A 25,478-nucleotide genomic window follows, 5' to 3' on the forward strand; every position below is an offset into this window, starting at 1 on the left:
ACGCGTGGCCCACATATTAAAACGAAAACTCAGGGTTTACCCCAGGCTTTGCGCAAGCTTCTCGGCGGAATTGGTCGCCAGCGCCTCGTCTTCGGCCTCGACCATCAGACGCAGCTTGGGTTCCGTCCCCGAAGCGCGGATCAGGATCCGGCCGCGGCCGTCCAGTTCGGCTTCGACCGCCTGGCGCGCCGCCGTCAGACCGGGGTGCGTCTTCCAGTCCATGCCGGGCGTGAGCGGCACATTGATCATCTTCTGCGGATACATGCGCAGATCGCTGACCCAATCGCCCAGCGCAGCCGAATTGCGGCGCAGCGCCGTCAGGACCTGCAAGGCCGCCACGATGCCATCGCCGGTGGAGTGGCAGTCCAGGCACAGCAGGTGACCGGAGCTTTCGCCGCCGTACAGCCAGCCGCGCGACTGCATCTGTTCCAGAACGTAGCGGTCGCCGACGTTGGCGCGGTCAAAGCCCACGCCCAGTCGCTTCATTTCGCGCTCGAAGCCGAAATTGGTCATCAGCGTGCCCACGACGCCTTCGACCTTGCCGCGCTGCATGCGCTCGCGCACGATGGCGTACATCAGCTCGTCGCCGTTGTAGATGCGGCCCTCGCCGTCGACCATCTGCAGGCGGTCGGCGTCGCCGTCCAGCGCAATGCCAAGCTGGGCACCGCGCGCCTTGACTTCCTTGGCCAGCAGCTCGGGGTGCAGCGCGCCCACGCCCTTGTTGATGTTGAAGCCGTCCGGGTTCACGCCGATCGCGTGGACTTCGGCGCCCAGCTCACGGAAGACGTGCGGGGCGATGTTGTAGGCGGCGCCGTGCGCGGCGTCGACCACGATGGTCATGCCGTTCAGGTCCAGATCGTTGGGGAAAGTGCTCTTGCAGAACTCGATATAGCGGCCCTGGGCATCGCCCATGCGACGCGCGCGCCCCAGGCCTTCGGAGCTGACGCAGCCCAGCGGCTCGTCCAGCGCGGCCTCGATATCGGCTTCGATGTCGTCGGGCAGCTTCATGCCCTGCGCCGAGAAGAACTTGATGCCGTTGTCCTGGTAGGGATTGTGCGATGCGCTGATGACGATGCCGGCGACCAGGCGCAGTGCGCGGGTCAGGTAGGCCACGGCGGGCGTGGGGATCGGGCCGGCCAGCAGCACGTCGATGCCGGCGGCGGACAGCCCCGCCTCCAGCGCGGATTCCAGCATGTAGCCGGAAATCCGGGTGTCCTTGCCGATGACGACCTGCGGGCGCGTCGCGCCGCGCACCGCGTGCTCGCGCGCCAGCACGCGGCCAGCCGCGTAGCCCAGCCGCAGCGCGAATTCGGCGTTGATCACCGGACCGCCGACTTCACCGCGTACGCCATCGGTACCGAAATATTTGCGTCGAATCATGAACTGATAGCTCCTTGTTCAGCCGCCTGCCATACCTTAAGCGCATCCACGGTGGCCGCAACATCGTGCACGCGCACGATGGAGGCGCCACGCGCGACGCAGGCAAGCGCGGCGGCAATGCTGCCGGGCAGCCGGTCGCCGACCGGCCGGCCGGTGGCCTGGCCGATCATGTTCTTGCGCGACAGGCCGATCAGCAATGGATAACCGGTGCTGCGCAGGCTGGACAGCCGGCGCAGCAGTTGAAAGTTCTGGTCGGCCGTCTTGCCGAACCCGAAACCCGGGTCCAGCACGATGCGCCGAGGATCGATCCAGGCCGCGCGCAGCTTTTGCGCGCGTGCCCCCAGGAAGAGGCCAATTTCACCGATCAGGTCGGTGTACTCGGGCGGCGCCGCCTGCATGGTGCGCGGCTCGCCTTTCATGTGCATGACGCACAGGCCGCAGCGCGATTGCGAGACGGCCTCGATCGCGCCCGGCTGCCTGAACCCATAGATGTCGTTGATCATGTCCGCACCCGCGTCCAGCGTGGCGCGCATGACTTCCGGCTTGAAGGTGTCGATGGACAGCGGCACGCCGCAGTCGCGCAGCGCCTCGACCACCGGCAGCAGCCGGTCCAGTTCGTCGGACACGGACACGGGGTCTGCGCCGGGCCGCGTGGACTCGCCGCCCAGATCCAGTATCTGCGCGCCTTCGTCGATCAGCCGGCGCGCATGCGCCACCGCGGAATCGGTATCGTCGTGCTGGCCGCCGTCGGAAAACGAGTCGGGCGTGACATTGACGATGCCCATGACAAGCGGGCGCTCGAGATCAAACTCGAAGCGCCCGCAAAGGAAGTTATTTGCCATAACCCAGAACGAAGGACCTCAGACCGCAGCTGCCGTGTTGCCGCCTGCAGCCAGGCCGGTCGGCGGCGTATCGGACGTATCCGACGGGCCTTGCGGCGTCTTCGGGGGACGCGGGGGGCGGCCCTCCATGATGTCGTTGATCTGGTCGGCGTCGATGGTTTCCCATTCGAGCAGCGCGGCGGTCATCACTTCGACCTTGTCGCGGTTGTCTTCCAGGATCTTGCGCGCAACGCCGTACTGCTCGTCGATGATGCGGCGGATCTCGGTGTCCACCTTCTGCATGGTGGCTTCGGACATGTGCGTGGTCTTGGTGACGCTGCGGCCCAGGAAGACTTCGCCTTCGTTCTCGGCGTAGACCATGGGGCCCAGTTCGTCGGTCATGCCGTAGCGCGTGACGATGTCGCGGGCGATGGCGGTGGCGCGTTCGAAGTCGTTCGAGGCGCCCGTCGTCATCTGGTCCATGAAGATCTCTTCCGCGATACGGCCGCCGAACAGCACGGCGATCGTGGACAGCAGGCGGCCCTTGTCCATGCTGTAGCGGTCCGTCTCCGGAAGCTGCATGGTCACGCCCAGCGCACGGCCGCGCGGGATGATGGTGACCTTGTGGACGGGGTCGGTCTTGGGCAGCATGCGCGCGACGATCGCGTGGCCGGACTCGTGGTACGCGGTGTTCTTGCGTTCCTCTTCGGGCATCACGATGGAGCGGCGCTCGGCGCCCATGATGATCTTGTCCTTGGCCTTCTCAAAGTCGGACATATCCACCGTGCGGCCATTGCGGCGGGCGGCGAACAGCGCGGCTTCGTTGACCAGGTTGGCCAGGTCGGCGCCGGAGAAGCCCGGGCAGCCGCGCGCCAGGATGGTCGCGTCGACGTTGGGCGACAGCGGAACCTTGCGCATGTGAACCTTCAGGATCTGCTCGCGGCCACGGATATCTGGCAGCGGCACGACAACCTGGCGGTCGAAACGGCCCGGACGCAGCAGCGCCGGATCCAGCACGTCGGGACGGTTGGTCGCGGCGATCACGATGACGCCCTGGCCGGATTCGAAGCCGTCCATTTCAACCAGCATCTGGTTCAGCGTCTGTTCGCGCTCGTCGTTGCCGCCACCCAGACCGGCGCCACGCTGGCGGCCGACCGCATCGATTTCGTCGATGAAGATGATGCAAGGCGCGTGCTTCTTGGCGTTTTCGAACATGTCGCGGACACGGGCCGCGCCCACGCCGACGAACATTTCAACGAAGTCCGAGCCGGAGATGCTGAAGAACGGCACCTTGGCTTCGCCGGCGATGGCCTTGGCCAGCAGCGTCTTGCCGGTACCGGGCGAGCCCACCATCAGCACACCGCGCGGAATGCGGCCGCCCAGCTTCTGGAACTTGCTGGGGTCGCGCAGGAAGTCGACCAGTTCCTGGACGTCTTCCTTGGCTTCGTCGCAGCCGGCGACGTCGGCGAAGGTGATCTGGTTGGTGTTCTCGTCGAGCATCCGGGCGCGCGATTTGCCGAAGCTGAACGCGCCGCCCCTGCCACCGCCCTGCATCTGGCGCATGAAGAACACCCAGACGCCGATCAGCAGCAGCATGGGGAACCACGACACGAAGATGCTCATCAGGAGCGACTGCTCTTCACGCGGCTTGCCCGACACCTGCACGCCGTACTTCAGCAGGTCGGAGACCATCCAGAGATCGCCGGGCGAAGTCAGCGTGTAGGCGCGGCCCGCGTCCGGGGTGACGTACAGCACGTCGCCTTGAACGTCGACCTTGCGGATGCGTCCCGCCTTGGCGTCGTCCATGAACTGCGTGTAGGTCACGCCGTCCTGGGTCTGAGCGCGTCCGTCGAACTGTTTGAAGACGGTGAACAGCACCAGGGCTATCACCATCCAGACAGCGACTTTGGAAAATGAATTGTTCAAGGTCGATCTCCTGCTTTCGATTCCGACCGGCGACTGTGCACCCGCGTATGGCACAGTCACAAGTATGTCAATAGCCCATTCTAACCTGTAGGACGGAGTTGCGTCCTGGCAGCCGTGGGGCCCATTTAATTACATTTGATTCTTGAGTTTTCTGGTCGTTGTCTCGGCGGGACGGGGATTTCTTGGCCAGGGCACTTTGCCCCGGATGGATACGGAAGGGTTACTTCAGATCGCGCGCCACCAGAAAGGTTTCAGAGGACTTGTCCCGTGACGCCTTCGGTTTGCGTTCAACCACCCGGCGAAAGCGCTTTTTGAAGGATTCGACGATCTGCGAAAAGCCAGTGCCGTGGAATGCCTTGACGATCAGCGCCCCGTTGGGCTTGAGGTGGGCGCAGGAAAATTCCATTGCCAATTCGCACACATGCTGGATGCGCGCGGCATCGGCAATACCCACCCCGGACAAGTTGGGGGCCATGTCGGAAATAACAAGGTCCACCGCACGGGTTCCGACCATGTCTTCCAATTGTTTCAAGACTTCGTCTTCGCGGAAGTCGCCCTGGATGAATTCCACGCCTGCCACGGGTTCCATGGGCAGGATGTCCAGCGCGATAATGCGGCCGTCCACGACGCCGCCCGGCCCCGCGAGCCGTTCGCGCGCCACCTGTGACCAGCTGCCGGGCGCGGAGCCCAGGTCGACGACCAGATCGCCGCGGCGCAGCAGCTTTTCGGTGTCGAGAATCTCGATCAGCTTGAAGGCGGCGCGGGCGCGATAGCCCTTCTGTTGCGCCAGCTTCACATAGGGATCGTTGATGTGCTGGTGAATCCAGTCTTTAGAGAATTTATTCTTGGCCATTACCGTACAATTCCACGCATGCCTATATTAGAACTTACCTCTCGTGAGCGCAGCGACCTGCGGTCCGCCGCTCACCCTCTGCGCCCTGTCGTCCTGATTGGCGACAACGGCCTGACCGACGCCGTGCTGAAGGAAATCGACCGGGCGCTGACGTCGCATGGCCTCATCAAGGTTCGCGCCGGCGGCGACGACCGCGAGGCCCGTGACGCCATGCTTGCCACGATCTGCGACACGCTATCGTGCGCGCCCGTGCATCACCTGGGCAAGACCTTGATCCTGTTCCGCCCGCTGCCCGGCAATATCAAGCCCGCCGCGCTGGCCGCCCAGGAGCCCGAAGCCCCCGCCAAGCGCCGCGCCTCGGAGCCGTACACGCCCAAGAAGCTGGCCGCCGAAGGCCGGACCCTTGCCAAGCGCCCGCGCCGCAGCGAGTCCGAAGAGCCCGCGCCCGCCAAGAAGCGTTACGTCCCCCAGGACGAACTCAACAAGAAGGGCAAGCCCATGCGGCCGTCCAACAAACGCGCCACCACCAGCGGCCACGGCATTCCGCGCCGCGCCGGCAGCGCGCTGAGCCTGCGCGCCGGAGCCCGCAGCGGCACCAGCCGCAAGACTGCAAAACGGTAAGTCCAGGCACAAAAACGGGCGCTTTACGCGCCCGGTCCACCATAGCGATCCGCAATGTACCGCGGAATTCAGACGAACGTTGCGTCAGGGCCAGGGTGGTTTGACATTTTTACTGCTTGACGGGTTTGCGTCAGATGTAACGCACACCCAGGACTTCATACTCGCGAACGCCAGCCGGGGCCATGACCTCGACCACGTCGCCTTCACTCTTGCCGATCAGCGCGCGAGCCACGGGGCTGGACACGGAAATCAGGTTGGACTTGATATCAGCTTCGACGTCGCCGACGATCTGATAGGTGACGCGATCGCCCGAATCCAGGTCTTCGATGTCGACGGTGGCGCCAAACACGGCGCGGCCTTCGGCCTCGAGCGAGGACGGATCGATGATGTGGGCATTGGAAAGCGTGCCTTCAAGCTCGGCAATCCGGCCCTCGATGAAACCCTGGCGCTCGCGAGCGGCATCGTACTCGGCATTTTCCGACAGATCACCCTGCGCGCGAGCCTCGGCGATCGCGTTGATCACAGCAGGACGTTCGACGGTTTTCAGCCGTTGGAGCTCTTCTTGCAAGCGCTCGGCCCCGCGCACGGTCAAAGGAATGGCAGACATGTCGTTTCCCAAACAAAAAGTAGAAAAACGCCCCGAAGGAGCGTTCTCGGTGAAGGCCGCTGGACCGGCGCGCTTGCCATCTGATGCTTGAAAAAACCTGGCGAGCGGCGCGGGCGACCAAAACAAAACCCCGGCTCGGGTCGGAACCGGGGCAATCAAGTTCATATTGTGGTCAAACTTGCTGGGAAATGCAAGCCGCCGGAGAAAACGGCCTTTTCGGCGCATTTCGCCGCTGTAACCCGCTAAAAACGGCGATTTCGCGCCAAAAACACTGGCGATGCCGACCGTAGCGGCGAACCGGGATGTGGACCGCGGGTTTTCCGGGATCGGCTACCGCTGAAAAACACCTGAAAGATTGCTTGTGCGGCTTGAAACGGGGGCGCCAGGGCGCCCCGGCCCGCCGCGTTTACTTCGTGCGTCGCAACAGCGCATACAGGATGATGGCGCCGAAGGTGGCAGTACCGATGCCGCCCAGCGTGAAGTCGCCCAGCTTGATGGTGAAGTCGCCCGCGCCCAACACCAGCGTGACAGCTGCCACGATGAGATTGCGGTTGTCGGTGAAATCCACCTGATTGACGACCCAGATGCGGGCGCCGGCAATGGCGATCAGACCGAAGACGACCACCGACATCCCGCCCAGCACGGGCCCCGGGATCGTCTGGATGAGCGCGCCGAACTTGGGCGAGAAGCCCAGGACGATCGCAATCAAGGCAGCAATCACGAACACCAGCGTGGAATAGATGCGCGTGACCGCCATGACGCCGATGTTCTCGGCGTAGGTGGTGACGCCCGTGCCGCCGACCGCGCCCGACACCATCGTCGCCACGCCGTCGCCCACGAATGCCCTGCCCAGGTAGCGGTCCAGGTCGCGCCCCGTCATGGCGCTGACGGCCTTCACGTGCCCCAGGTTTTCGGCCACCAGGATGATGGCGACCGGAACGATCAGGCCCATGGCCTCGGCCTTGAACACCGGCGCCGAGAACTGCGGCAGGCCGAACCACGCCGCGGCGGACACCGCGGAGAAATCGATGGGCTTGCCCAGGCCCAGGCCGTTGGCCAGCACCGCGTACACCACGCAGGCAAGGATCAGGCCGACCAGGATGAGCAGGCGCTGCACCATGCCGCGCGTGTAGACGGCGATGCCGCCGACGCAGACGATCGTGACGATGGCCATGGCGCTATCGAAGCCCGACGCGCCCATCGCGCCCTTGGCGGCGATGGGCGCGAGATTCAAGCCGATCACCGCCACCACCGCACCCGTGACGACCGGCGGCATGAGGGTATCGATCCAGTTGGCGCCGCCGCCTGCCCGGGCATTGACGATCCAGACGATGACGCCGATCAGCGTGTAAGCCAGACCGCAGGCAATGATGGCGCCCAGCGCGACACCGATGTTGGCGTTGGCCCCGCCGCCGGCATAGCCGGTCACCGCGATGACGCCGCCGATGAACGCGAAGCTGGAACCCAGGTAGCTGGGCACCCGGCCGCCCACGAACAGAAAGAAGATCAGCGTGCCGATGCCCGACATCAGGATGGCGACGTTGGGATCGAACCCCATGAGCAACGGCGCCAGGACAGTCGAGCCGAACATCGCGACGACGTGCTGTGCGCCCATGGCGACGTTCTTGGGCCAGGACAGCCGTTCGTCAGGCGCGATGATGACGCCGGGCTCGGCGTCGTCCGCCAGGCGCCAGCGCGGAAAGTAGGAGTTGGACATGGATTCCCCGGGGTGGTACGAGAGGGTTTCAAACTGCGAGCGGGCGCCAGTGTAAAGGGGGCCATCAAGCGGGGGCAACGTTTAAGTTTTGCCGGCCGATTGCCGTATTAGTGGAAACCCCGAAATCCCAGACAAAGGAACAGTCATGGCGATCAACAGCATCAGCGGCACCTCCCGGATCAGCAGCCTTGCAGATCTGTGGGCCGAGAAGATCCAGGCCAACAAGGAAGCGAAGAACGCTTCGGGGCAGGATGCGGTGTCGGTGACCGCGGAAGGCAAGATCCGCGTCAACAATCCGGGCGCCACCAAGGTCGGCAACGCGCAGGCCACCGAAGAAACCGACAACGAAGACGAATACACCCGTCAGATCAAGGAGTTGCAAAAGCAGCTCAAGCGCATCATGGATCAGATCGCCAAAGTGAAGGCGAGCGGCATGTCGGCCGAAATGAAGGCGCAGCAGATCATGGCGCTCAATGCCCAGGCGGTGCAGATCCAAGGCCAGATCTCGCAGCTCCTGGCGAAACAGGCGCAGGCGGCAAAACAGGCCGGCGTGTCGGCCCAAGCCTGATTCGGGCAAGCGATGTGGCGCCGTCACTGATGGCGCGCATCAAAATTTCTGATTGGACGCTCATCGGGCGTGCCGGTACTGTCTCCAGACAAATCTAAAACCACGGAGACAAACCATGCACGCTATGCGCACAGCCCTGGCCGGGGCGTTGCTGGCCGTTTGCGCGGCGCCGGCCCTGGCCGGCACCGTTACGGTGATCACGTCGTTCCCCAAGGACCTGACCCAGGCCTACAAGACCGCGTTCGAAAAAGCGAACCCAGGCATCACCCTGGAAATCCTGAACAAGAACACCGTGTCGGGCATCGCCTTCGTGCGCGAGACGCCGGCAGGCCAACGCCCCGAGGTCTTCTGGGCGAGTGCGCCCGATGCGTTCGAGGTGCTGGGGCGAGACAAGCTGCTGGCCAAGTCGGCCGACATCGCCAACAAGGATGTGCCCGACAAGATCGGCAGCTACCCCATCAACGATCCGGGCGGCATGTATCTAGGTCAGGCGCTGGCGGGCTACGGCATCATCTACAACACCCGGTACATCGCGGCGCACAAGATCCCGGCTCCCGTGGAATGGAAGGACCTGCTGTCGCCCAAGTGGTTCGGCCATGTGGGCATCACCTCGCCGTCGCGCTCGGGCACGATGCACCTGACGGTGGAGACCATCCTGCAGGGCGAAGGCTGGGATGACGGCTGGAGCACGCTGCTTCGCATGTCGGGCAACAGCAGCGCCGTGACCGAGCGCTCGTTTGGCGTGCCGGACGGCGTGAACAACGGCCAGTTCGGCGCAGGCCCGGTCATCGACTTCTTCGGACTGTCGAGCAAGTATTCCAAGTTTCCGGTCGAGTTCGTCTATCCCTCCGAGACGGCCATCGTCCCGGCCAACATCGCGCTGATCGAGGGCGCAAAGAACACCGAGGAAGGCAAGAAGTTCATCGCCTTCACGCTGAGCCAGGCAGGCCAGGAGCTGCTGCTGGAGCCGAAGATCTCGCGGTTGCCGGTGCTGCCCTACTCCGCGCTGGCCGGCAAGATTCCGCCGGGCTATCCCGACCCAGCGGAAATCGCCAAGCGCAGCAAGGTGCATTTCGATGCGGACCTGTCGCAGACGCGCTACTACGTCGTGCAATCCCTGTACGACCAGACCGTCACGTTCCGGCTGAAAGAGCTGCAAGCGGCCACCAGGGCCATCTACGACGCTGAAGCCAAGCTGGGCGACAAGGCCAAGAGCGGCAAGGCGGCGGAACTGCTGGACCAGGCGCGCAAGCTGGCCTGGGCGCCGTTGGTGGACAGCAAGAAGGCGGCCGATCCTGCCTTCCTGGCGATCTTCGCGGGCAACAAGAAGGACGCGGCCGTCAATCAGCAGATCACGCAGCTCGAAGGCGAGTGGAACGGCCGCGCGCGCGCCAACTACGAAGAAGCCGTCAAGCTGGCGCGGCAAGCCGCCGCGCTCTGATACGCAGGACGCACTGAACGCGGCGAGCGGGCCTGACCTGCCCGCCGCGGGCAGCGCTTGTCTTCTGGCAACGATTTTCGGGAATCTCGATGAATCATTCGGGCCATTTGCGCCTGCCCCCCGGCCCCGTCCTGGCGGCGCTGCTGGTGTTGGGCTTTCTGCTGCTGTTCCTGATCGTGCCGGTGGGCACGGTCTTTCACAGCGCCTTCGTCAACGCCGACGGCAGCTTCACGACCGGGCACTTCGGCGCCTTCTTCAACCAGCCGTTGATGCGGGAGGCGTTCTTCAACAGCCTGTACGTGGCGGGCTGGTCGGCGCTGCTGGCCTCGCTGATCGCGGTGCCGCTGGCGTACTTCACGGTGCGCTTCGATTTCCGGGGCGCCCTGCTGATCCAGACCCTGGGCGTGCTGCCGCTCATCATGCCGCCCTTCGTGGGCGCGGTGGCCATGCAGCTGATCTTTGGCCGCTCGGGCAGCGTGAACCTGCTGCTGAACGACTGGTTCGGCTTCACGATTCCGTTCATGGAGGGGCTGAACGGCGTGATCTTCGTGGAGGCCATCCATTATTTCCCCTTCATCCTGATGAACCTGGTCGTGGCGCTGCGCAACATCGACGGGGCCATGGAGGAAGCGGCCTTCAACCTGGGCTCGCGGGGCTTCCGGCTGTTTCGCCGCGTGATCTTTCCGCTTGCCCTGCCCGGCTACGTGGCCGGCGCGTCGCTGGTGTTCGTAAAGGTGTTCGACGACCTGGGCACGCCGCTGGTGCTGGGCACCACCAACATGCTGGCGCCGCAGGCTTACTTGCGCATCACGCAGGTCGGATTGGAAGACCCGCTGGGCTACGTGATCAGCGTCATCATGGTGGGCTTCTCGATCCTGGCGCTGTGGCTGTCGGCGCGGGTGCTCAAGGGGCGCGACTACTCCACGCTGCAGAAGGGCGGCAATTCGATCCAGAAGCGCAAGCTGGGTCCGGTGGAAAGCGTGTTGGCGTATGGCTGGATCGTGCTGGTGCTGCTGCTGGTGCTGTCGCCGCACATCGGCGTGTTGCTGCTGTCGCTGGCCAGTGTCTGGAGCTACGCGCCGCTGCCGGACGGGTACACGCTGGCGCATTATTCCGCGGTGTTTTCCGAGTCGCAGGGCATGATCGCCAACACGTTGCTGTACTGCGGACTGGCCGCCGGGATCGACGTGATCCTGGGCACCGCAATCGCGTACCTGATGCTGCGCACCCGGTTGCCCGCGCGCCAATGGCTGGATTTTCTTGCCTCCGCGGCACTGGCAATTCCGGGCATCGTGCTGGCGATCGGCTTTCTGCGCACTTTCCGCGGCATAGAGCTGCCGGGCACGGGCACGCTGCTGACCTCGTCCTGGATCATCATCATGCTGGCGTATTCCGTGCGGCGGTTGCCGTATGCGCTGCGCTCGTGCGTGGCGGCGTTGCAGCAGATCCACGTGTCGCTGGAAGAAGCCGCCCAGTCCCTGGGCGCCACGCGCATGAGCACGATCCGCCGCGTGGTGGTTCCGCTGATGGCGGGCGGCATGCTGGCGGGCTTTGTGACCAGCTTCGTCACCGCGGCCGTGGAACTGTCGGCCACCATCATGCTGGTGACCAAGGACAGCCAGGCGCCCATGAGCTATGGCATCTATCTCTACATGCAAAGCGCGGCGGGCCGGGGCCCGGGCGCCGCGCTGGGCGTCCTGGCGGTGGTCGCCGTGGGCATCGGCACATACATCTCGCACCTGCTGGTGGACCGCGCGTCCAAACGCCAGCAGCCGGCGCGCAATGAAGGGGAATCCGCATGAAGAAAGTCAGCGTCGAATGCCGCAACATTCAGCTTTCCTACGGCAACACCGAAGTGCTAAAGGACGTCAGCATCAGCATCGAGCCAGGCGAATTCTTCGCGCTGCTCGGGCCGTCGGGGTCCGGCAAGTCCACGTTGCTGCGGCTGATTGCGGGGTTCAACCGGCATAGCGCCGGCCAGTTGCTGGTGGACGGCAAGGACATCAGCGGCACCCCGCCCTGGCACCGCAACATCGGCATGGTGTTCCAGAACTACGCGCTGTGGCCGCACATGACGGTGTGGGACAACGTGGCGTTCGGGCTGGTCGAGCGCAAGCTGCCGCGCGCCGAGATCCGCACCAAGGTCGAAGCCGCGCTCGATCTGGTCGGCCTGTCCCAATATGCCAAGCGGCGTCCAAACCAACTGTCCGGCGGCCAGCAGCAGCGGGTGGCGCTGGCGCGCACCATCGTGATCGAACCGCAGGTGCTGCTGCTGGATGAACCTCTGTCCAACCTGGACAAGAAGCTGCGCGTGCAGATGCGCCAGGACCTCCTGAGCCTGCAGCGCCGCCTGGGGATCACGACGATCTTCGTCACGCACGACCAGGAAGAAGCGATGACGACCGCCGACCGCATGGCGGTGCTGGACCACGGCGTGGTGCAGCAGATCGGCGCGCCCAGCACGCTGTTTGACTATCCGGTGAACCGCTTCGTGGCGAACTTCGTTGGCACGATGAATGTGCTTGAAGGCAACGTGCGCGAACGCACCAGCAGCAGCGTGACGCTGGCGGTGGACGGCGTGGGCGACCTGCATCTGCCGCTGGCGGGCGACGCGCCCGCGGCCACGCGGCTGGCGGCAAGTTTCCGGCCCCACACGGTGCAGATCGAGATGGCGGACGGCCTGGGCGACGCGCGTTACGTCTGGCTGCCCGGCATTGTGGAAAGCAGCGAATTCCTGGGCGAATTCACGCGCTATCAGGTGCAGGTCGGCGAACAGCGCCTGACCGCGGACCAGGCGCATCTGGCCGGGCTATCGCCGTTTCCGGCGGGCGCGCCGGTGTCCGTGGGGCTGGAGCCGACACAGGTGCGGTTGCTTGCGGCCTGACCTACACTCGCGGCCATGGAAATCTACCAGATCCGCGCCTTCGTCACGGTCGCCCGGCTGGGCAACCTGACGAAGGCGGCCGAGGCGCTGTCGCTGACGCAGCCCGCTGTGACGGCACAGATCAAGGCGCTGGAGCAGAGCCTGGGCGTGGCGCTGTTCGATCGCAGCGGCGGCCGCCTGGCCCTGGCCAAGGCAGGCGAAGTATTGCTGCCAACGGCGGAATCGCTGCTGGTGCTGGGCGCGCAGTTCAAGTCCGAGGCGCAGCAGCTGCAGGGCAATCTGCACGGCATCGTCGAGCTGGGCGTACCCAGCGAAAAGCCCGATTTCCTGCGCCTGGGCGAGCTGGCGTCGGCCGTCACGCAGCGCTTGCCGCTGGTCGAACTGAAGACGCAGACGCAGCCCGCGGCGATGCTGGCCGAACAGGTGAGCACGGGCCGTCTGCCTGCCGCATTGACTATCGCGGCCAACGCGCCGCGCGGCGTGCTGTGGCAACCGCTGCGCAGTGTGCGGTACCGCATCGCCATGCCCAGCGAGCACGCGGCGGTGCTCAAACGCGGCGGCTGGCGCGAAGTGGCGCAACTGCCGTGGCTGGACGGGCAGTCCGGCAGCCACACGCATCTGCTGCTGCGCGATATGTTCGAACGGCACGGTCTATCGCCGCGCATCGTGATGCAGAACGACGACCAGGCGAACATGGACGCGCTGGTGCGGGCGGGTGCGGGCTGCGCGCTGCTGCGCGAGGAAACTGCGCTGGCGGGCGCGGCGTCCAACGACTTCATCGTTTGGGGCCAGGCGCGCGTGGACGCCGTACTGGGCTTCATGCTGCCTTACGAACGCGCTAGCGAGCCCGCGCTGGTCGCGTTAAGCTCGATCATTCAAGCCATCTGGAAACCGCGCGCGCCCATCGCGCCCGCCCAGGCTTAAGGCTCAATTCCCGCAACAAGACTGCAATGACTGAAATCTGGTTCATCCGCCACGGCGAAACCGACTGGAATCGCCAGCGGCGCCTGCAAGGCTGGCAAGACATCCCCCTGAACGAATTTGGCGTCAACCAGGCCAGCCTGCTGGCCTCGCGCCTGCACGACGAGGCCAAGCACACGCCCATCCACGCGATCTACAGCAGCGATCTGCAGCGCGCGCACGCGACCGCCGTGCCGGTCTCCGAGCAGCTAGGTCTGCGCGTGCGCGTGGAGCCCGGCATCCGCGAACGGGGTTTCGGTGTGCTGGAAGGCCTGGACCATGAGCGCATCGACGTGCTGGCGCCCGAGGCCGCGGCCGCCTGGAAGAGCCGCGATCCGCTGCGCCCGCTGGACGGCGGCGAAACGCTGGGCCAGTTCCAGTCGCGCGTCATCAGCACGGTCGACGATATCGCCAGCCGCCATGAAGGCGAGCGCATCCTGCTGTTCACCCACGGCGGCGTGCTGGACATCATCTGGCGCCATGCCTCGGGCGTGCCCCTGAACGCGCCGCGCGACGCCGCGCTGCTCAATGTCAGCATCAACCGCGTCGGCGTTGATGGCCGCAAATGGGAAGTGTTGGACTGGGGCGATGTCAGCCACGTGGCCGCCGAGGTGGGCGACGACGTGGTGCCTTGAAATTGTTGTCGGGTGTCAGACACTGTTCTCAGGTGTCTGACACCCCACGGAAGCACTCTACAGCCGACGCATCTGCTCCAAGGGTGTCAGACACCTGAGAACAACGCCGCTTGCGTCAGGACGTCTTGCGTGGCTTGCGCGGGGCGTTGCGGGCGAGCCTGTCGTACACGGCGTTGGGCAGCAGGCGCATCAGCTTGGCCACCACGCCCATCTGCCACGGAATCACCGTGTAGCTCGTGCCCTTGTCGATTGCCGCGCGGGCGCGCGATGCGAAGGCGTCGGCTTCCATCAGGAAGGGCATCGAGTACGGATTGTGCGCCGTCATGGCGGTTTTGATGTAGCCGGGCGCGATCGTCACCACGCCAATGCCCTGGGCGGCCAGTTCAAGCCGCAGGCTCTCGCAATACGTCACCACCGCCGACTTGGACGCGCTGTAGGCGCCCGCCCCGGGCAGGCCGCGCACACCGGCCACGCTGGCGATGCCGACCAGCCGCCCCGCCCCCGCCGCGCGCATTGGTCCGATGAAGGGCTCGAAGGTGGAGACCGTGGCCAGCAGGTTGGTGTCGACGATGGCCTTGAATACGTCGAAATCCTCGCCATGGTCGGTCAGCGTGCCGGCACTGATGCCCGCGCTGGCGATGACCACGTCCACCCTGCCCTGGCAGAACGCGATGAAGTCCTGCGCCGCGGCGTGCAGCGCCTGGCGGTCGCGCACGTCGACGGCATAGCAGCGGTGGACGCCAGGCAGACTGCCGGCCAGTTCCTGCAGCGCGTCCTCGCGCCGGCCCAGCAGGCCCACCGTGGCGCCCGATGCGGCGTATTGCTGCGCCAGCGCGCGGCCCAGCCCGCTGCTGGCGCCGGTAATGAATACGTTGACCATCTGTGCCCGTCGCTGTGTTGGCGTTGCAAAGAATTAGGGCACGCTCTCGCGTGCCCTAACGTTGAGTACCGGCTTAGCCGTGCAGGGAAGCGTGAAGCTCTTGCAGCGGGTACACCTGCAGGCCGAGGCCCTGGCGCAGATACTGCATGCCTTCGACCGCGGCGCGGGCGCCGGCGATGGTCGTGAAGAAGGTCACGCGGGCGGCCAGCGCCTGGGTGCGGATGGTGCGCGAGTCGGCGATGGCGTTACGGCGTTCTTCGACGGTGTTGATGACCAGCGAGATTTCGCCGTTCTTGACCATGTCGACGATGTGCGGACGGCCTTCGTTGACCTTATTCACCACTTGCACCGGAATGCCGGCGGCTTCGATCTCGGCGGCCGTGCCGCGCGTGGCGACCAGCTTGAAGCCCAGGGTGTGCAGGCCGCGCGCCACTTCGACGGCGCGGGGCTTGTCCTGGTTCTTCACGCTGATGAACACCGTGCCGGATTCCGGCAGGCGCACGCTGGCAGCCAGCTGCGACTTCACGAAGGCTTCGCCGAAGCTCATGCCCACGCCCATCACTTCGCCGGTCGACTTCATTTCCGGTCCGAGGATGGTGTCCACGCCCGGGAACTTCACGAACGGGAAGACGGCTTCCTTGACGGAGAAGTAAGGCGGCACGACTTCCTTCGTGATGCCTTGCGCGGCAAGGGTCTGGCCGGCCATGGCGCGCGCGGCGATCTTGGCAAGCTGCAGGCCCGTGGCCTTGGAGACGTAAGGCACCGTGCGCGAGGCGCGCGGGTTCACTTCCAGCACATAGACGTCGCCGCCCTGGATGGCGAACTGCACGTTCATCAGGCCGCTGACGTTCAGGGCCTTGGCCATCATCGTGGTCTGGCGCTTGATTTCGGCGATGACTTCCGCCGACAGCGAGTACGGCGGCAGGCTGCACGCCGAGTCGCCCGAGTGCACGCCGGCCTGCTCGATGTGTTCCATGACGCCGCCGATGAAGACGGTTTCGCCGTCGGCCAGGCAGTCCACGTCGACTTCGGTGGCGTTGTTCAGGAAGCGGTCCAGCAGCACGGGCGAGTCATTGCTGACCTTCACGGCTTCGCGCATGTAGCGCTCGAGGTCCTGCTGCTCGTGCACGATTTCCATCGCGCGGCCGCCCAGCACGTAGCTGGGACGCACGACGAGCGGATAGCCGATTTCGGCGGCGTGGGCCAGGGCCTCGCCTTCGGTGCGCGCGGTGCGGTTGGGCGGCTGACGCAGGCCAAGCTTGTTGAGCAGCTTCTGGAAGCGCTCGCGGTCTTCGGCGACGTCGATGGATTCGGGGCTGGTGCCGATGATGGGCACGCCGTTGGCTTCCAGGGCGCGCGCCAGCTTCAGCGGGGTCTGGCCGCCGTACTGGACGATCATGCCGACCGGATTTTCCTTGTGGACGATTTCCAGCACGTCTTCCAGCGTCAGCGGCTCGAAGTACAGACGGTCGGAGGTGTCGTAGTCGGTGGACACGGTTTCCGGGTTGCAGTTGACCATGATGGTCTCGTACCCGTCATCGCGCAGCGCCAGCGCGGCATGCACGCAGCAGTAGTCGAACTCGATGCCCTGGCCGATCCGGTTCGGGCCGCCGCCCAGCACCACGATCTTCTTGCGATCGGTGGGGGCGGATTCGCACTCTTCCTCGTACGTGGAGTACATGTAGGCGGTGCGGGTGGCGAATTCGGCGGCGCAGGTGTCGACACGCTTGTAGACCGGGCGCACGTTGAGCTGGTGGCGCAGCTTGCGCACTTCGGATTCCGAGGAATCCAGCAGGAACGCGAGGCGGCGGTCCGAGAAACCGCGGCGCTTCAGTTCGAACAGCGTGGCGTAATCCAGGTCGGCCAGCGTCTTTTGCTCGAGCGCGAGCTCGATGTCGACGATTTCCTTGATCTGCGAAAGGAACCACGGGTCGATGTGCGTGATGTTGTGCACTTCGTCCAGCGTGAAGCCTTGCGCGAAGGCGTCGCCCACGTACCAGATACGTTCCGGACCGGGTTCGCCCAGCTCGACCTGCAGCTTTTCGCGGTCGGTGGTCTTCTGGTTCAGGCCATCGACGCCCACTTCCAGGCCACGCAGCGCCTTCTGGAACGATTCCTGGAAGGTGCGGCCGATGGCCATGACTTCACCCACCGACTTCATCTGGGTCGTCAGGCGCGCGTCGGCGGTGGGGAATTTTTCGAAGGCGAAACGCGGCACCTTGGTGACCACGTAGTCGATCGTCGGTTCGAACGAAGCCGGCGTTGCGCCGCCAGTGATTTCGTTGCGCAGCTCGTCGAGCGTGTAGCCGACGGCCAGGCGCGCGGCGACCTTGGCGATGGGGAAACCCGTGGCCTTCGAGGCCAGCGCCGACGAACGCGACACGCGCGGGTTCATCTCGATGACGATCATGCGGCCGTTCTTGGGATTGACGGCGAACTGCACGTTCGAGCCGCCCGTATCCACGCCGATCTCGCGCAACACCGCGATCGATGCGTTACGCATGATCTGGTATTCCTTGTCGGTCAGCGTCTGGGCCGGCGCGACGGTGATGGAGTCGCCCGTGTGGACGCCCATCGGATCCAGGTTTTCGATGGAGCAGACGATGATGCAGTTGTCCGCCTTGTCGCGGACCACTTCCATCTCGAATTCCTTCCAGCCGAGCAGCGATTCTTCGATCAGGAGTTCGCTGGTGGGCGAGGCTTCCAGGCCGCGGCGGCAGATGGTTTCGAATTCTTCGGCGTTGTAGGCGATACCGCCGCCTGAGCCGCCCATCGTGAAGCTGGGGCGAATGACGGCGGGAAAGCCGGAGGTGCCGACTTCGGCCGCGATGCGGCGCTGCACTTCCCAGGCTTCGTCCATGCTGTGGGCCACGCCCGACTTGGCCGATTCCAGGCCGATGTCGGTCATGGCCTGCTTGAACTTCTGGCGGTCCTCGGCCTTTTCGATGGCGTGTTCGTTGGCGCCGATGAGCTCGACGTTGTGCTTCTTGAGCACGCCGTGGTGGGCCAGGTCCAGCGCGCAGTTCAGCGCGGTCTGGCCGCCCATCGTGGGCAGGAGCGCATCGGGCTTTTCACGCTCGATGATCTTTTCGACGGCTTGCCAGGTGATGGGCTCGATGTAGGTGACGTCGGCCGTTTCCGGGTCCGTCATGATCGTGGCCGGGTTGCTGTTCACCAGGATGGTGCGGTAGCCCTCGGCCTTGAGCGCCTTGCAAGCTTGCGCGCCGGAGTAGTCGAATTCGCAGGCCTGCCCGATGATGATGGGGCCGGCGCCGATGATGAGAATGCTTTTTAGGTCTGTACGCTTGGGCATGATGCAATCTTTACTTTTGGCCGGACATCAGGCTGATGAACTTGTCGAACAGCTCGAGGATGTCGTGCGGACCCGGGCTGGCTTCGGGGTGACCCTGGAAGCAGAAGGCCGGGCGGTCGGTGAGCTCGAAGCCTTGCAGCGTGCCGTCGAACAGCGACACGTGCGTCACGCGCGCGTTGGCGGGCAGGCTGGCTGCGTCGACGCCGAAACCGTGGTTCTGGCTGGTGATGAACACGCGTTTGGACGCCAGGTCCTGCACAGGGTGGTTGGCGCCGTGATGGCCCGTCTTCATCTTGACGGTCTTGCCGCCCACCGCCAGGCCCATGATCTGGTGGCCAAGGCAGATGCCGAACACGGGCAGCTTCTTGTCCAGGAAGGCACGCGTGGCTTCGATGGCGTAGTCGCAGGGCTCGGGGTCGCCGGGGCCGTTGGACAGGAACACGCCGTCGGGATTGAGCTTGAAGACCTCTTCGGCGGAGGTCTGGGCGGGCACCAGCGTGATGCGGCAGCCGCGGTCGGCCAGCAGGCGCAGGATGTTGCTCTTCACGCCGTAGTCATAGGCGACCACGTGGAACTTGGACTGTTCGGGCGACGTGTATCCGCCTTCGAGCTGCCAGGTGCCTTGCGTCCAGCCGGTGCTTTCCTTGATGGACACGACCTTGGCCAGATCCTGGCCGGCCATGCCGGGAAAGCCGCGGGCGAGTTCAACGGCGCGCTCGGCGTCGGAACCCACGAGGATGCACGCGCCCTGGGCGCCCTTTTCGCGCAGGATGCGCGTGAGCTTGCGGGTGTCGATGCCGGAAATGGCAACGATGCCCTGCTCGTTCAGGTAGTCAGGCAAGGATTGCGTGGAACGGAAGTTCGACACGCGCGCGGGGCAGTCGCGTACCACCAGGCCGGCGGCATAGACGCGATTGGATTCCACGTCTTCGGCGTTGACGCCGGTGTTGCCGATGTGCGGATAGGTCAGCGTGACGATCTGGCCGCTATAGCTGGGATCGGTGAGAATTTCCTGGTACCCGGTCATCGCGGTGTTGAACACCACTTCGGCGACGGTATGGCCAGGCGCACCGATCGACACGCCTCGAAAAATGGTACCGTCCGCCAGAGCCAGAATTGCAGGAGGGAAGCGGTTGATCCCCTCGGGAAAGAGTTGCGGCAGCACAGTAAACCCCGGTTTTAGAATCGATAATCAAACCTTCGGATTATACCTTGACCGGCCGTTTTTCCCGGAGAACCGCGCCAAATAAGGCCGAAACCGGTGTTTTCGGCTGTTTTGCCGCGCCGTTGCGCGGCATTCCATGACCGCCCTCGGCCTTGCGGCGGACAGCGGCGTGGCGGCGTCGGTGATACGCTAGCAGCACCTTCAACCCTAGCCTGCTGCGAGTCGTATAAGTCCATGCCCAGCCAACTTGACGCCCTGCGTGATCACACCACCGTTGTCGCCGATACCGGCGATTTCGAAGCCATGAAGGCGTTGCGTCCCACCGACGCGACCACCAACCCGTCCCTGATTCTGAAGGCCGTGCAGCAGGACGCCTACCGCCCGCTGCTGGAAAAGACCGCGCGCGAACACCGCGGCGCCTCAACTGCCGAGCTCATGGATCGCCTGCTGGTCGCCTTCGGCCGCGCGATTCTGGACATCGTGCCGGGCCGCGTCTCCACCGAAGTGGACGCCCGCCTGTCGTTCGACACCCGTGCCACCGTCGAGCGCGCGCGCGGCCTGATCGCCCTGTACGAGGCCGCCGGCATCCCGCGCGAGCGTGTGCTGATCAAGATTGCCTCCACCTGGGAAGGCATCCAGGCCGCCCGCGTCCTGCAGTCCGAAGGCATCCGCTGCAACCTGACCCTGCTGTTCTCGCTGCCGCAGGCCGTCGCCTGCGCCGATGCGCACGTGCAGCTCATCTCCCCGTTCGTGGGCCGCATCTACGACTGGCACAAGAAATCGGCCGGGGCGTCGTGGGTCGAAGAGGACAATACCGGCGCGCGCGATCCAGGCGTTCAATCCGTCACCAATATCTACCGTTACTACAAGCACTTCGGGATTCCCACGGAGATCATGGGCGCGAGCTTTCGCAACGTGGGGCAGATCCTTGCCTTGTCCGGCTGCGACCTGCTGACGATCAGCCCGGACCTGCTGAACAAGCTGGCCTCCACCGAAGGCGACGCCCCGGCGCAGCTTCGCGCCGGCGACGCGCGCGACGGCCTCGAACGCATCGGCGCGGATGAAGTCACGTTCCGCACCCAGCTCAATGAAGACGCGATGGCCAGCGAAAAACTGTCCGAGGGGATCCGCCTGTTTGTGGCCGATGCCATCAAGCTGGACGCTCTGATCGACGCGCAGCGAGGCTGAGCCAGCGTGGCGCGCGGCGCCCGTCCGCGCGCCCCTTTCCTACCGGTGATCGTGGGAGTGCACCTGCAGCGCTTCCAGGAACCGCGATACCATGTTGTACGCGGCGATTGTCGCCGTCAGCTCGACCACCAGTTTTTCCGACCCCATGGCCGCCCGGACGGCGTCGAACACCGCTTCGGGAACCTGCACGTGACGCGTCATGGCGTCCGTGTAGGCCAGCACCGCCCGTTCGCGTTCGCTGAACAGACCCGAGGTTTCCCACGCATCCAGCGCATCGAGCTGCGCCTGGGACACGCCTTCCTTCAATGCGATCGGCGCATGCTGGTCGGCCTCGTAGGGCGCACCGTTGATGGCCGCCACCCGCATGATGACGAGCTCGCGCAGATCGCCCGGCAACGTGCTGAGCTGCCGGATCGACGTCAGGTAGTTCAGCCAGCCGTCGGCCACGGCAGGACTGTGCAGCAGCATCTGATACAGATGCAGCACACTGCCTCGCTGCGCGACGATGCGTTCCACCAGGGGCCGTGCTTCGGGATGAGTCAAATCAGCGTAGGGCAAACGGGCCATGCGAACTCCGGAAGGTAGGGGGCAGCAAATGCACACATTCTCACAATATCTTTGACATAATGGCACTACATCCGCGCGTCCACGGTAACTCACTCGCATGAATGCGCCCACAGAATCCTACCCTCAACTCACTCTCGCCAATTGCGATAGCGAACCGATACATATTCCGGGCGCCATCCAGCCGCTGGGGGCGCTGCTCGCGTTCGACATGGACGGCACGCTGCGCTACGCCAGCGAAAATGCCGCCCAGTTGCTCGACACGTGTCTGACGCTGGACCAGCCCTGCGCGCCCGAGGCGCTGCCGCCCGGTCTGGCGTACTGCCTGTCCACGTGGATCGGCAACCCTGACCCCATTTTCGATCCGCTGACCATCACGCTGGATCGCGCCACGTATGACGTCATTGGACATCGCAATACCGATGGACTGACCATCGTCGAACTCGAGCGCCGCGCCGACGGCGTCGGCATTGCCGCCCCCGAGCGCATCTACCGCAGCATCGAGCGCGTGCGCCGGCAGCGCGACATTCCCTCGCTTCTGGACAGCATGGTGCGCGAAGTGCAGCGCGCCACGGGCTTTGACCGGGTGATGGCGTATCGCTTCCATCCCGACGACAGCGGCGAGATCGTGGCCGAACAGCGCCGCGCCGACCTGGACGACTGGGTGGGCCGCCGCTACCCCGCCGGCGACATCCCGGCGCAGGCGCGCCGGCTCTATACGGTAAACACCCTGCGCCTGATCGCCGACGCGACCTACCACCCCGTGCGCGTGCTGAGCGGCCCGTCGCCGGAGCCGCGCGCGCTGGACATGAGCTTTTCGGTCTTGCGCAGCGTGTCGCCCATCCATCTGGAATACATGGCGAACATGGGCGTGCGGGCGTCGATGAGCCTGTCGCTGGTGATCGGCGGCCGCCTGTGGGGCATGATCGCGTGCCACCACCACACGCCGCGGGCCTTGCCATACCCTGCCCGCCTGGCGTGCGAAGCCATGGCGCAGGTCGTTGCCGCCACCGTGTCTGGCATCGAAGCGAACGAGCGGGCTGAACAATCCCGCCAGAACGCCGCGCTGGTCAGCATGCTGGTCGAGCGCGTGTCGGCCTCTGAAAACGTGCATCAGGCGCTGTCGCAGGGCGGCGAAACGCCCGCCTCGCTGGTCCAGAACGACGCCGCGCTTTGCCTCTGGAGCAACAGTGTCACCGTGTTTGGCGGCATTGCGCCACGCGGCGAACTGGCGGGCATTCTGAACGCGCTGGACCAGAGCGGGCAGCGCGTGGTGCACACCACCAACATCGCGCGCGATTTCCCTGATTTGCAGACCGAAATCGTCCCGTACGCGGGGCTGCTTGCCTGCAAGTTCGACCCCATGAACAATGGCTGGCTGATCTGGCTGCGCAAGGAACAGATCGAGACCCTTGTATGGGGCGGCAAGCCGGAAAAGCAATACGCCGTCGGCAGCCTCGGCCCGCGCCTGACTCCGCGCGGTTCGTTCGAAGCCTGGCGCGAAGTCGTGCGCGGGGTCTGTCTGCCCTGGCTGCCTTCCGAACTGGAAGCCGTGGACAATCTGCGCGACGAGCTCTCGCACATTTCGACCAGCCGCGCCGCGGACGTCGACCGCGCCCGCACCGCGCTGCTGGCCATGCTGGGGCACGATCTGCGCGACCCGCTGCAATCGATCTCCATGGCTGCAACGCTCTTGTCGCGCACCGATACCGGGGCGCGCATGGGCGAGCGCATCCGCTATTCCAGCGGCCGGATGCAGCGCCTGATTTCGCAGGTGCTGGACCTGTCGCGCCTGCAGGGCGGGCTGGGATTGGGCATTGAAAAGCGGCTGTGCGACCTGTCGGCATTGGTCAACGGCCTCATCGAGGAAAAGCGCCAGGCCTACCCTGGCCTGCGCATTGAAACCGATGTGCCGGAGGGCCTGACGCTCATGGCCGATACCGACCGCATCGCGCAGGTGGTGACCAACCTGATGAGCAACGCGCGCCAGCACGGCGCGCCGCGTCAGCCCATTGTGGTGAACGCGGCGGCGTCCGGCGACGGCGTCACGCTCAGCGTCATCAACCATGGCGCACCGATCGCCGATGACGTGCTTGCGCATCTGTTCTCGCCTTTCAAGCCAGAGTCCGTGGGCCAGTCGCGCAACCGCACCGGCCTTGGCCTTGGCCTGTACATCGCCGAGCAGGTCGTGCGCGACCACGGCGGCGACATCTCGGTCCAATGCCGCGACGGGCTCGTCATCTTCACGGTCTCGTTGCCCCGCGCCTTGCCGGAATCAACCCCCTCTTGAACCTGGGAGACATAACTTGAACGAAGTGCGCGCCATGCGCGTCCTGCTGGTGGACGACAACGAAATGGGATCGGAACTGCTGGCCGAGTTCCTGGCGCTTTCAAACCTGGAGACGCGGTGCGCCGCCACCGGCGCCGAAGCCCTGGAGCTGGTCGGCACGTTTGCGCCGGATGCCGTGCTGCTGGATATCCTGCTGCCCGACATGGACGGCTACGAGCTCGCCAAGCGCCTGCGCGAGCGCGCCAATCCGCCGCGCATCTACGCGCTGAGCGGCCTGGCGCGGCACGAACGACGCGATGCCATCAATGGCATCTTCACCGGATGGATCGAAAAGCCGGCGGACCCCGACGCGCTCCTGGCCATTCTGCACGAGGCCACCTGACGGTTCTTTCATGATGCAATCCGACACCCTTGGCCGACTGGCCGTGAAGGGCGTGCAGCTCAAGGTGCTCAGCCAGATCTTTCCGGTGCTGCGCCACGAAGTCCTGGGCCCGCTGTCCAGCGCCTCTCTTGCGGCCGCCATGCTGCGCCAGGCCCCTGAAGGCGCCAGCGACGAAGCCGTGCAGCAACGCTGCGAGCGCCTCGCCGGCGACCTTTCCGACATGCTCGACGAAAGCGTGAACGTGGTGCGCGACCTGGAAGGATGGCTGAGCGACGGCGGCGCCAACGTGGCGTGCGGCGACCTGCTGCAGGACTGCCGCAAGCTGATGTTTTCGCACCTGCTGCTGTCGCACCACGGCATCCGCTGGCCGGAGCAAGTCGTCCACGCCGACGTGCCGCTGTTCAGCACCCGTTACCTGGTGCTGGCGTGGTTGTTGTGCCTGTTGCCGCTGGTGCCGGCCGACACCCACCTTGAACTGGATGCCTCCGAACCGGGCGTCTGGCGCGCCCGCGTCCCCGAGGGCGAAGCGGCCTCCGAACGGCCACCCGCGTTCGACGCCCAGGAAGTCGAGCTGCTTGCGACGGCGGCGGGCTGGCGGCTGGAACGCCAGGACCGCTGCTGGTCACTGCATCTGCCCGCTTAACCGATTCCATCGAGACTCGTCTCGTCAAGACCCTTCATTTCAAGAACGCCATGATTTCTCCCGTCCACCAGGTGCTGCGCGAAGGCACCCGCGACCGTCACGAAACGCTGGATCATGGCCTGGCGCTGGCCGACGGCGATGTGGACCGGGGCAACTATCTGGCTTACCTGCGTGCGCTTCTGGGATGGCTGGAACCGTTGGAAGAGCGGCTCTGGCAACTGGATTGGCCGCGGGAACTGCGTGCGCCGGAACGCGCCGGCAAGACCACCTGGCTGTACGAAGACCTGCAGGCGGCCGGCGATACCGCGCCCATCGTTCATTGCGCGCATCCGCCGCAGGTGGCGGCGCCCGACGCCTACGCTTTGGGCGTCGCGTACGTCGTGGAAGGCTCGCAGTTGGGCGGCCGGTTCCTGGCCAAGCGGCTGCAGGCGGCGGCGCCCGACCTGCCCCAGCGGTACCTGCGCGGCTATGAAGAAGAGGTGGGACCGCTGTGGAAGGCGTTCTTGCTGTATCTGGACAGCGAGGCTGGCGCGCGGGACCGCGAGGCGCAAGCGCTGCAAGGCGCCCGTGACGCGTTCGACAGCCTGACCGGCTGGCTGCGCAGCCAGGGTGCGCTGCGGGCCTGAGCCCGGCAGCGCAC

General features: G+C 65.3%; 22 protein-coding genes. 12 read left to right on the forward strand and 10 right to left on the reverse strand.

The features are described from left to right. Positions 1 to 36 precede the first annotated feature (36 nt). From glmM to V6V88_RS20485, 4 genes are all read right to left on the reverse strand, one after another. Positions 37 to 1,380: a phosphoglucosamine mutase gene (glmM, locus tag V6V88_RS20470; protein ID WP_056326842.1), complete on the reverse strand. Its 1,344-nt coding sequence runs from the start codon at positions 1,378 to 1,380 to the stop codon at positions 37 to 39. Beyond that, the gene (folP, locus tag V6V88_RS20475) at positions 1,377 to 2,222 is read right to left on the reverse strand and encodes a dihydropteroate synthase (protein WP_056326840.1); all 846 of its coding nucleotides are present in this window, start codon (positions 2,220 to 2,222) and stop codon (positions 1,377 to 1,379) included. Before folP ends, glmM begins: the two co-directional genes overlap by 4 nt. Before the next feature lie 18 nt (positions 2,223 to 2,240). After that, on the reverse strand, positions 2,241 to 4,127 hold the full coding sequence (gene ftsH / locus V6V88_RS20480; RefSeq protein WP_062841739.1) for an ATP-dependent zinc metalloprotease FtsH: 1,887 nt from the start codon (positions 4,125 to 4,127) through the stop codon (positions 2,241 to 2,243). A 220-nt stretch (positions 4,128 to 4,347) separates the two neighbouring features. After that, entirely contained in the window at positions 4,348 to 4,980 is a 633-nt protein-coding gene (locus V6V88_RS20485; RefSeq protein WP_056326836.1) for an RlmE family RNA methyltransferase, read from the reverse strand. An 18-nt stretch (positions 4,981 to 4,998) separates the two neighbouring features. On the opposite strand from V6V88_RS20485, the gene V6V88_RS20490 reads away from it, so the two are divergent. Beyond that, positions 4,999 to 5,601, forward strand: coding sequence for a YhbY family RNA-binding protein (locus tag V6V88_RS20490; protein WP_056326834.1), 603 nt, complete (start codon positions 4,999 to 5,001; stop codon positions 5,599 to 5,601). Positions 5,602 to 5,731: 130 nt separating this feature from the next. Here V6V88_RS20490 and greA read toward each other — a convergent pair whose 3' ends face one another. Continuing rightward, the gene (greA, locus tag V6V88_RS20495) at positions 5,732 to 6,208 is read right to left on the reverse strand and encodes a transcription elongation factor GreA (RefSeq protein WP_008158056.1); all 477 of its coding nucleotides are present in this window, start codon (positions 6,206 to 6,208) and stop codon (positions 5,732 to 5,734) included. Positions 6,209 to 6,614: 406 nt separating this feature from the next. Next, complete coding sequence (locus tag V6V88_RS20500) at positions 6,615 to 7,925, reverse strand: solute carrier family 23 protein (protein ID WP_062841738.1); 1,311 nt, start codon at positions 7,923 to 7,925, stop codon at positions 6,615 to 6,617. Positions 7,926 to 8,070: 145 nt separating this feature from the next. On the opposite strand from V6V88_RS20500, the gene V6V88_RS20505 reads away from it, so the two are divergent. From V6V88_RS20505 to V6V88_RS20530, 6 genes are all read left to right on the forward strand, one after another. Continuing rightward, positions 8,071 to 8,493, forward strand: a complete 423-nt coding sequence (locus tag V6V88_RS20505; RefSeq protein WP_128827362.1) for a FlxA-like family protein — start codon at positions 8,071 to 8,073, stop codon at positions 8,491 to 8,493. A gap of 115 nt (positions 8,494 to 8,608) precedes the next feature. Further along, complete coding sequence (locus V6V88_RS20510; protein WP_338616140.1) at positions 8,609 to 9,934, forward strand: extracellular solute-binding protein; 1,326 nt, start codon at positions 8,609 to 8,611, stop codon at positions 9,932 to 9,934. 89 nt (positions 9,935 to 10,023) lie between these two features. After that, complete coding sequence (locus V6V88_RS20515) at positions 10,024 to 11,736, forward strand: iron ABC transporter permease (protein WP_056326828.1); 1,713 nt, start codon at positions 10,024 to 10,026, stop codon at positions 11,734 to 11,736. Further along, entirely contained in the window at positions 11,733 to 12,818 is a 1,086-nt protein-coding gene (locus tag V6V88_RS20520; RefSeq protein WP_062841735.1) for an ABC transporter ATP-binding protein, read from the forward strand. Before V6V88_RS20515 ends, V6V88_RS20520 begins: the two co-directional genes overlap by 4 nt. Before the next feature lie 15 nt (positions 12,819 to 12,833). Next, a complete protein-coding gene (locus tag V6V88_RS20525) occupies positions 12,834 to 13,742 on the forward strand; it encodes a LysR family transcriptional regulator (protein ID WP_280003161.1) in 909 nt (302 codons plus the stop codon). A 26-nt stretch (positions 13,743 to 13,768) separates the two neighbouring features. Then, a complete protein-coding gene (locus V6V88_RS20530; protein WP_056326821.1) occupies positions 13,769 to 14,413 on the forward strand; it encodes a histidine phosphatase family protein in 645 nt (214 codons plus the stop codon). A 115-nt stretch (positions 14,414 to 14,528) separates the two neighbouring features. On the opposite strand, the gene V6V88_RS20535 is transcribed toward V6V88_RS20530, so the two are convergent. The 3 genes from V6V88_RS20535 to carA form a co-directional block, all read right to left on the reverse strand. After that, on the reverse strand, positions 14,529 to 15,293 hold the full coding sequence (locus tag V6V88_RS20535) for an SDR family oxidoreductase (protein ID WP_223572352.1): 765 nt from the start codon (positions 15,291 to 15,293) through the stop codon (positions 14,529 to 14,531). A 73-nt stretch (positions 15,294 to 15,366) separates the two neighbouring features. After that, complete coding sequence (gene carB, locus V6V88_RS20540) at positions 15,367 to 18,606, reverse strand: carbamoyl-phosphate synthase large subunit (RefSeq protein ID WP_056326817.1); 3,240 nt, start codon at positions 18,604 to 18,606, stop codon at positions 15,367 to 15,369. A gap of 10 nt (positions 18,607 to 18,616) precedes the next feature. Further along, the gene (gene carA, locus V6V88_RS20545) at positions 18,617 to 19,771 is read right to left on the reverse strand and encodes a glutamine-hydrolyzing carbamoyl-phosphate synthase small subunit (protein ID WP_338616142.1); all 1,155 of its coding nucleotides are present in this window, start codon (positions 19,769 to 19,771) and stop codon (positions 18,617 to 18,619) included. 234 nt (positions 19,772 to 20,005) lie between these two features. Between carA and tal the strand changes: the two genes are divergently transcribed. After that, on the forward strand, positions 20,006 to 20,959 hold the full coding sequence (tal, locus tag V6V88_RS20550) for a transaldolase (RefSeq protein ID WP_338616143.1): 954 nt from the start codon (positions 20,006 to 20,008) through the stop codon (positions 20,957 to 20,959). Between the two features lie 39 nt (positions 20,960 to 20,998). On the opposite strand, the gene V6V88_RS20555 is transcribed toward tal, so the two are convergent. After that, on the reverse strand, positions 20,999 to 21,526 hold the full coding sequence (locus tag V6V88_RS20555; protein WP_056326810.1) for a carboxymuconolactone decarboxylase family protein: 528 nt from the start codon (positions 21,524 to 21,526) through the stop codon (positions 20,999 to 21,001). Positions 21,527 to 21,623: 97 nt separating this feature from the next. On the opposite strand from V6V88_RS20555, the gene V6V88_RS20560 reads away from it, so the two are divergent. The 4 genes from V6V88_RS20560 to V6V88_RS20575 are packed head-to-tail and all read left to right on the forward strand — an operon-like array spanning position 21,624 to position 25,464. After that, a complete protein-coding gene (locus tag V6V88_RS20560; RefSeq protein ID WP_338616144.1) occupies positions 21,624 to 23,813 on the forward strand; it encodes an ATP-binding protein in 2,190 nt (729 codons plus the stop codon). 25 nt (positions 23,814 to 23,838) lie between these two features. After that, on the forward strand, positions 23,839 to 24,195 hold the full coding sequence (locus V6V88_RS20565; RefSeq protein WP_223576540.1) for a response regulator: 357 nt from the start codon (positions 23,839 to 23,841) through the stop codon (positions 24,193 to 24,195). A gap of 10 nt (positions 24,196 to 24,205) precedes the next feature. Beyond that, on the forward strand, positions 24,206 to 24,838 hold the full coding sequence (locus V6V88_RS20570) for a hypothetical protein (protein WP_223572358.1): 633 nt from the start codon (positions 24,206 to 24,208) through the stop codon (positions 24,836 to 24,838). Between the two features lie 50 nt (positions 24,839 to 24,888). Next, a complete protein-coding gene (locus V6V88_RS20575) occupies positions 24,889 to 25,464 on the forward strand; it encodes a biliverdin-producing heme oxygenase (protein ID WP_056326802.1) in 576 nt (191 codons plus the stop codon). Positions 25,465 to 25,478: the final 14 nt, after the last annotated feature.

The sequence above is a fragment of the Achromobacter sp. E1 genome (assembly GCF_037039475.1).
GTDB classification, from domain to species: Bacteria; Pseudomonadota; Gammaproteobacteria; order Burkholderiales; family Burkholderiaceae_B; genus Achromobacter; species Achromobacter mucicolens.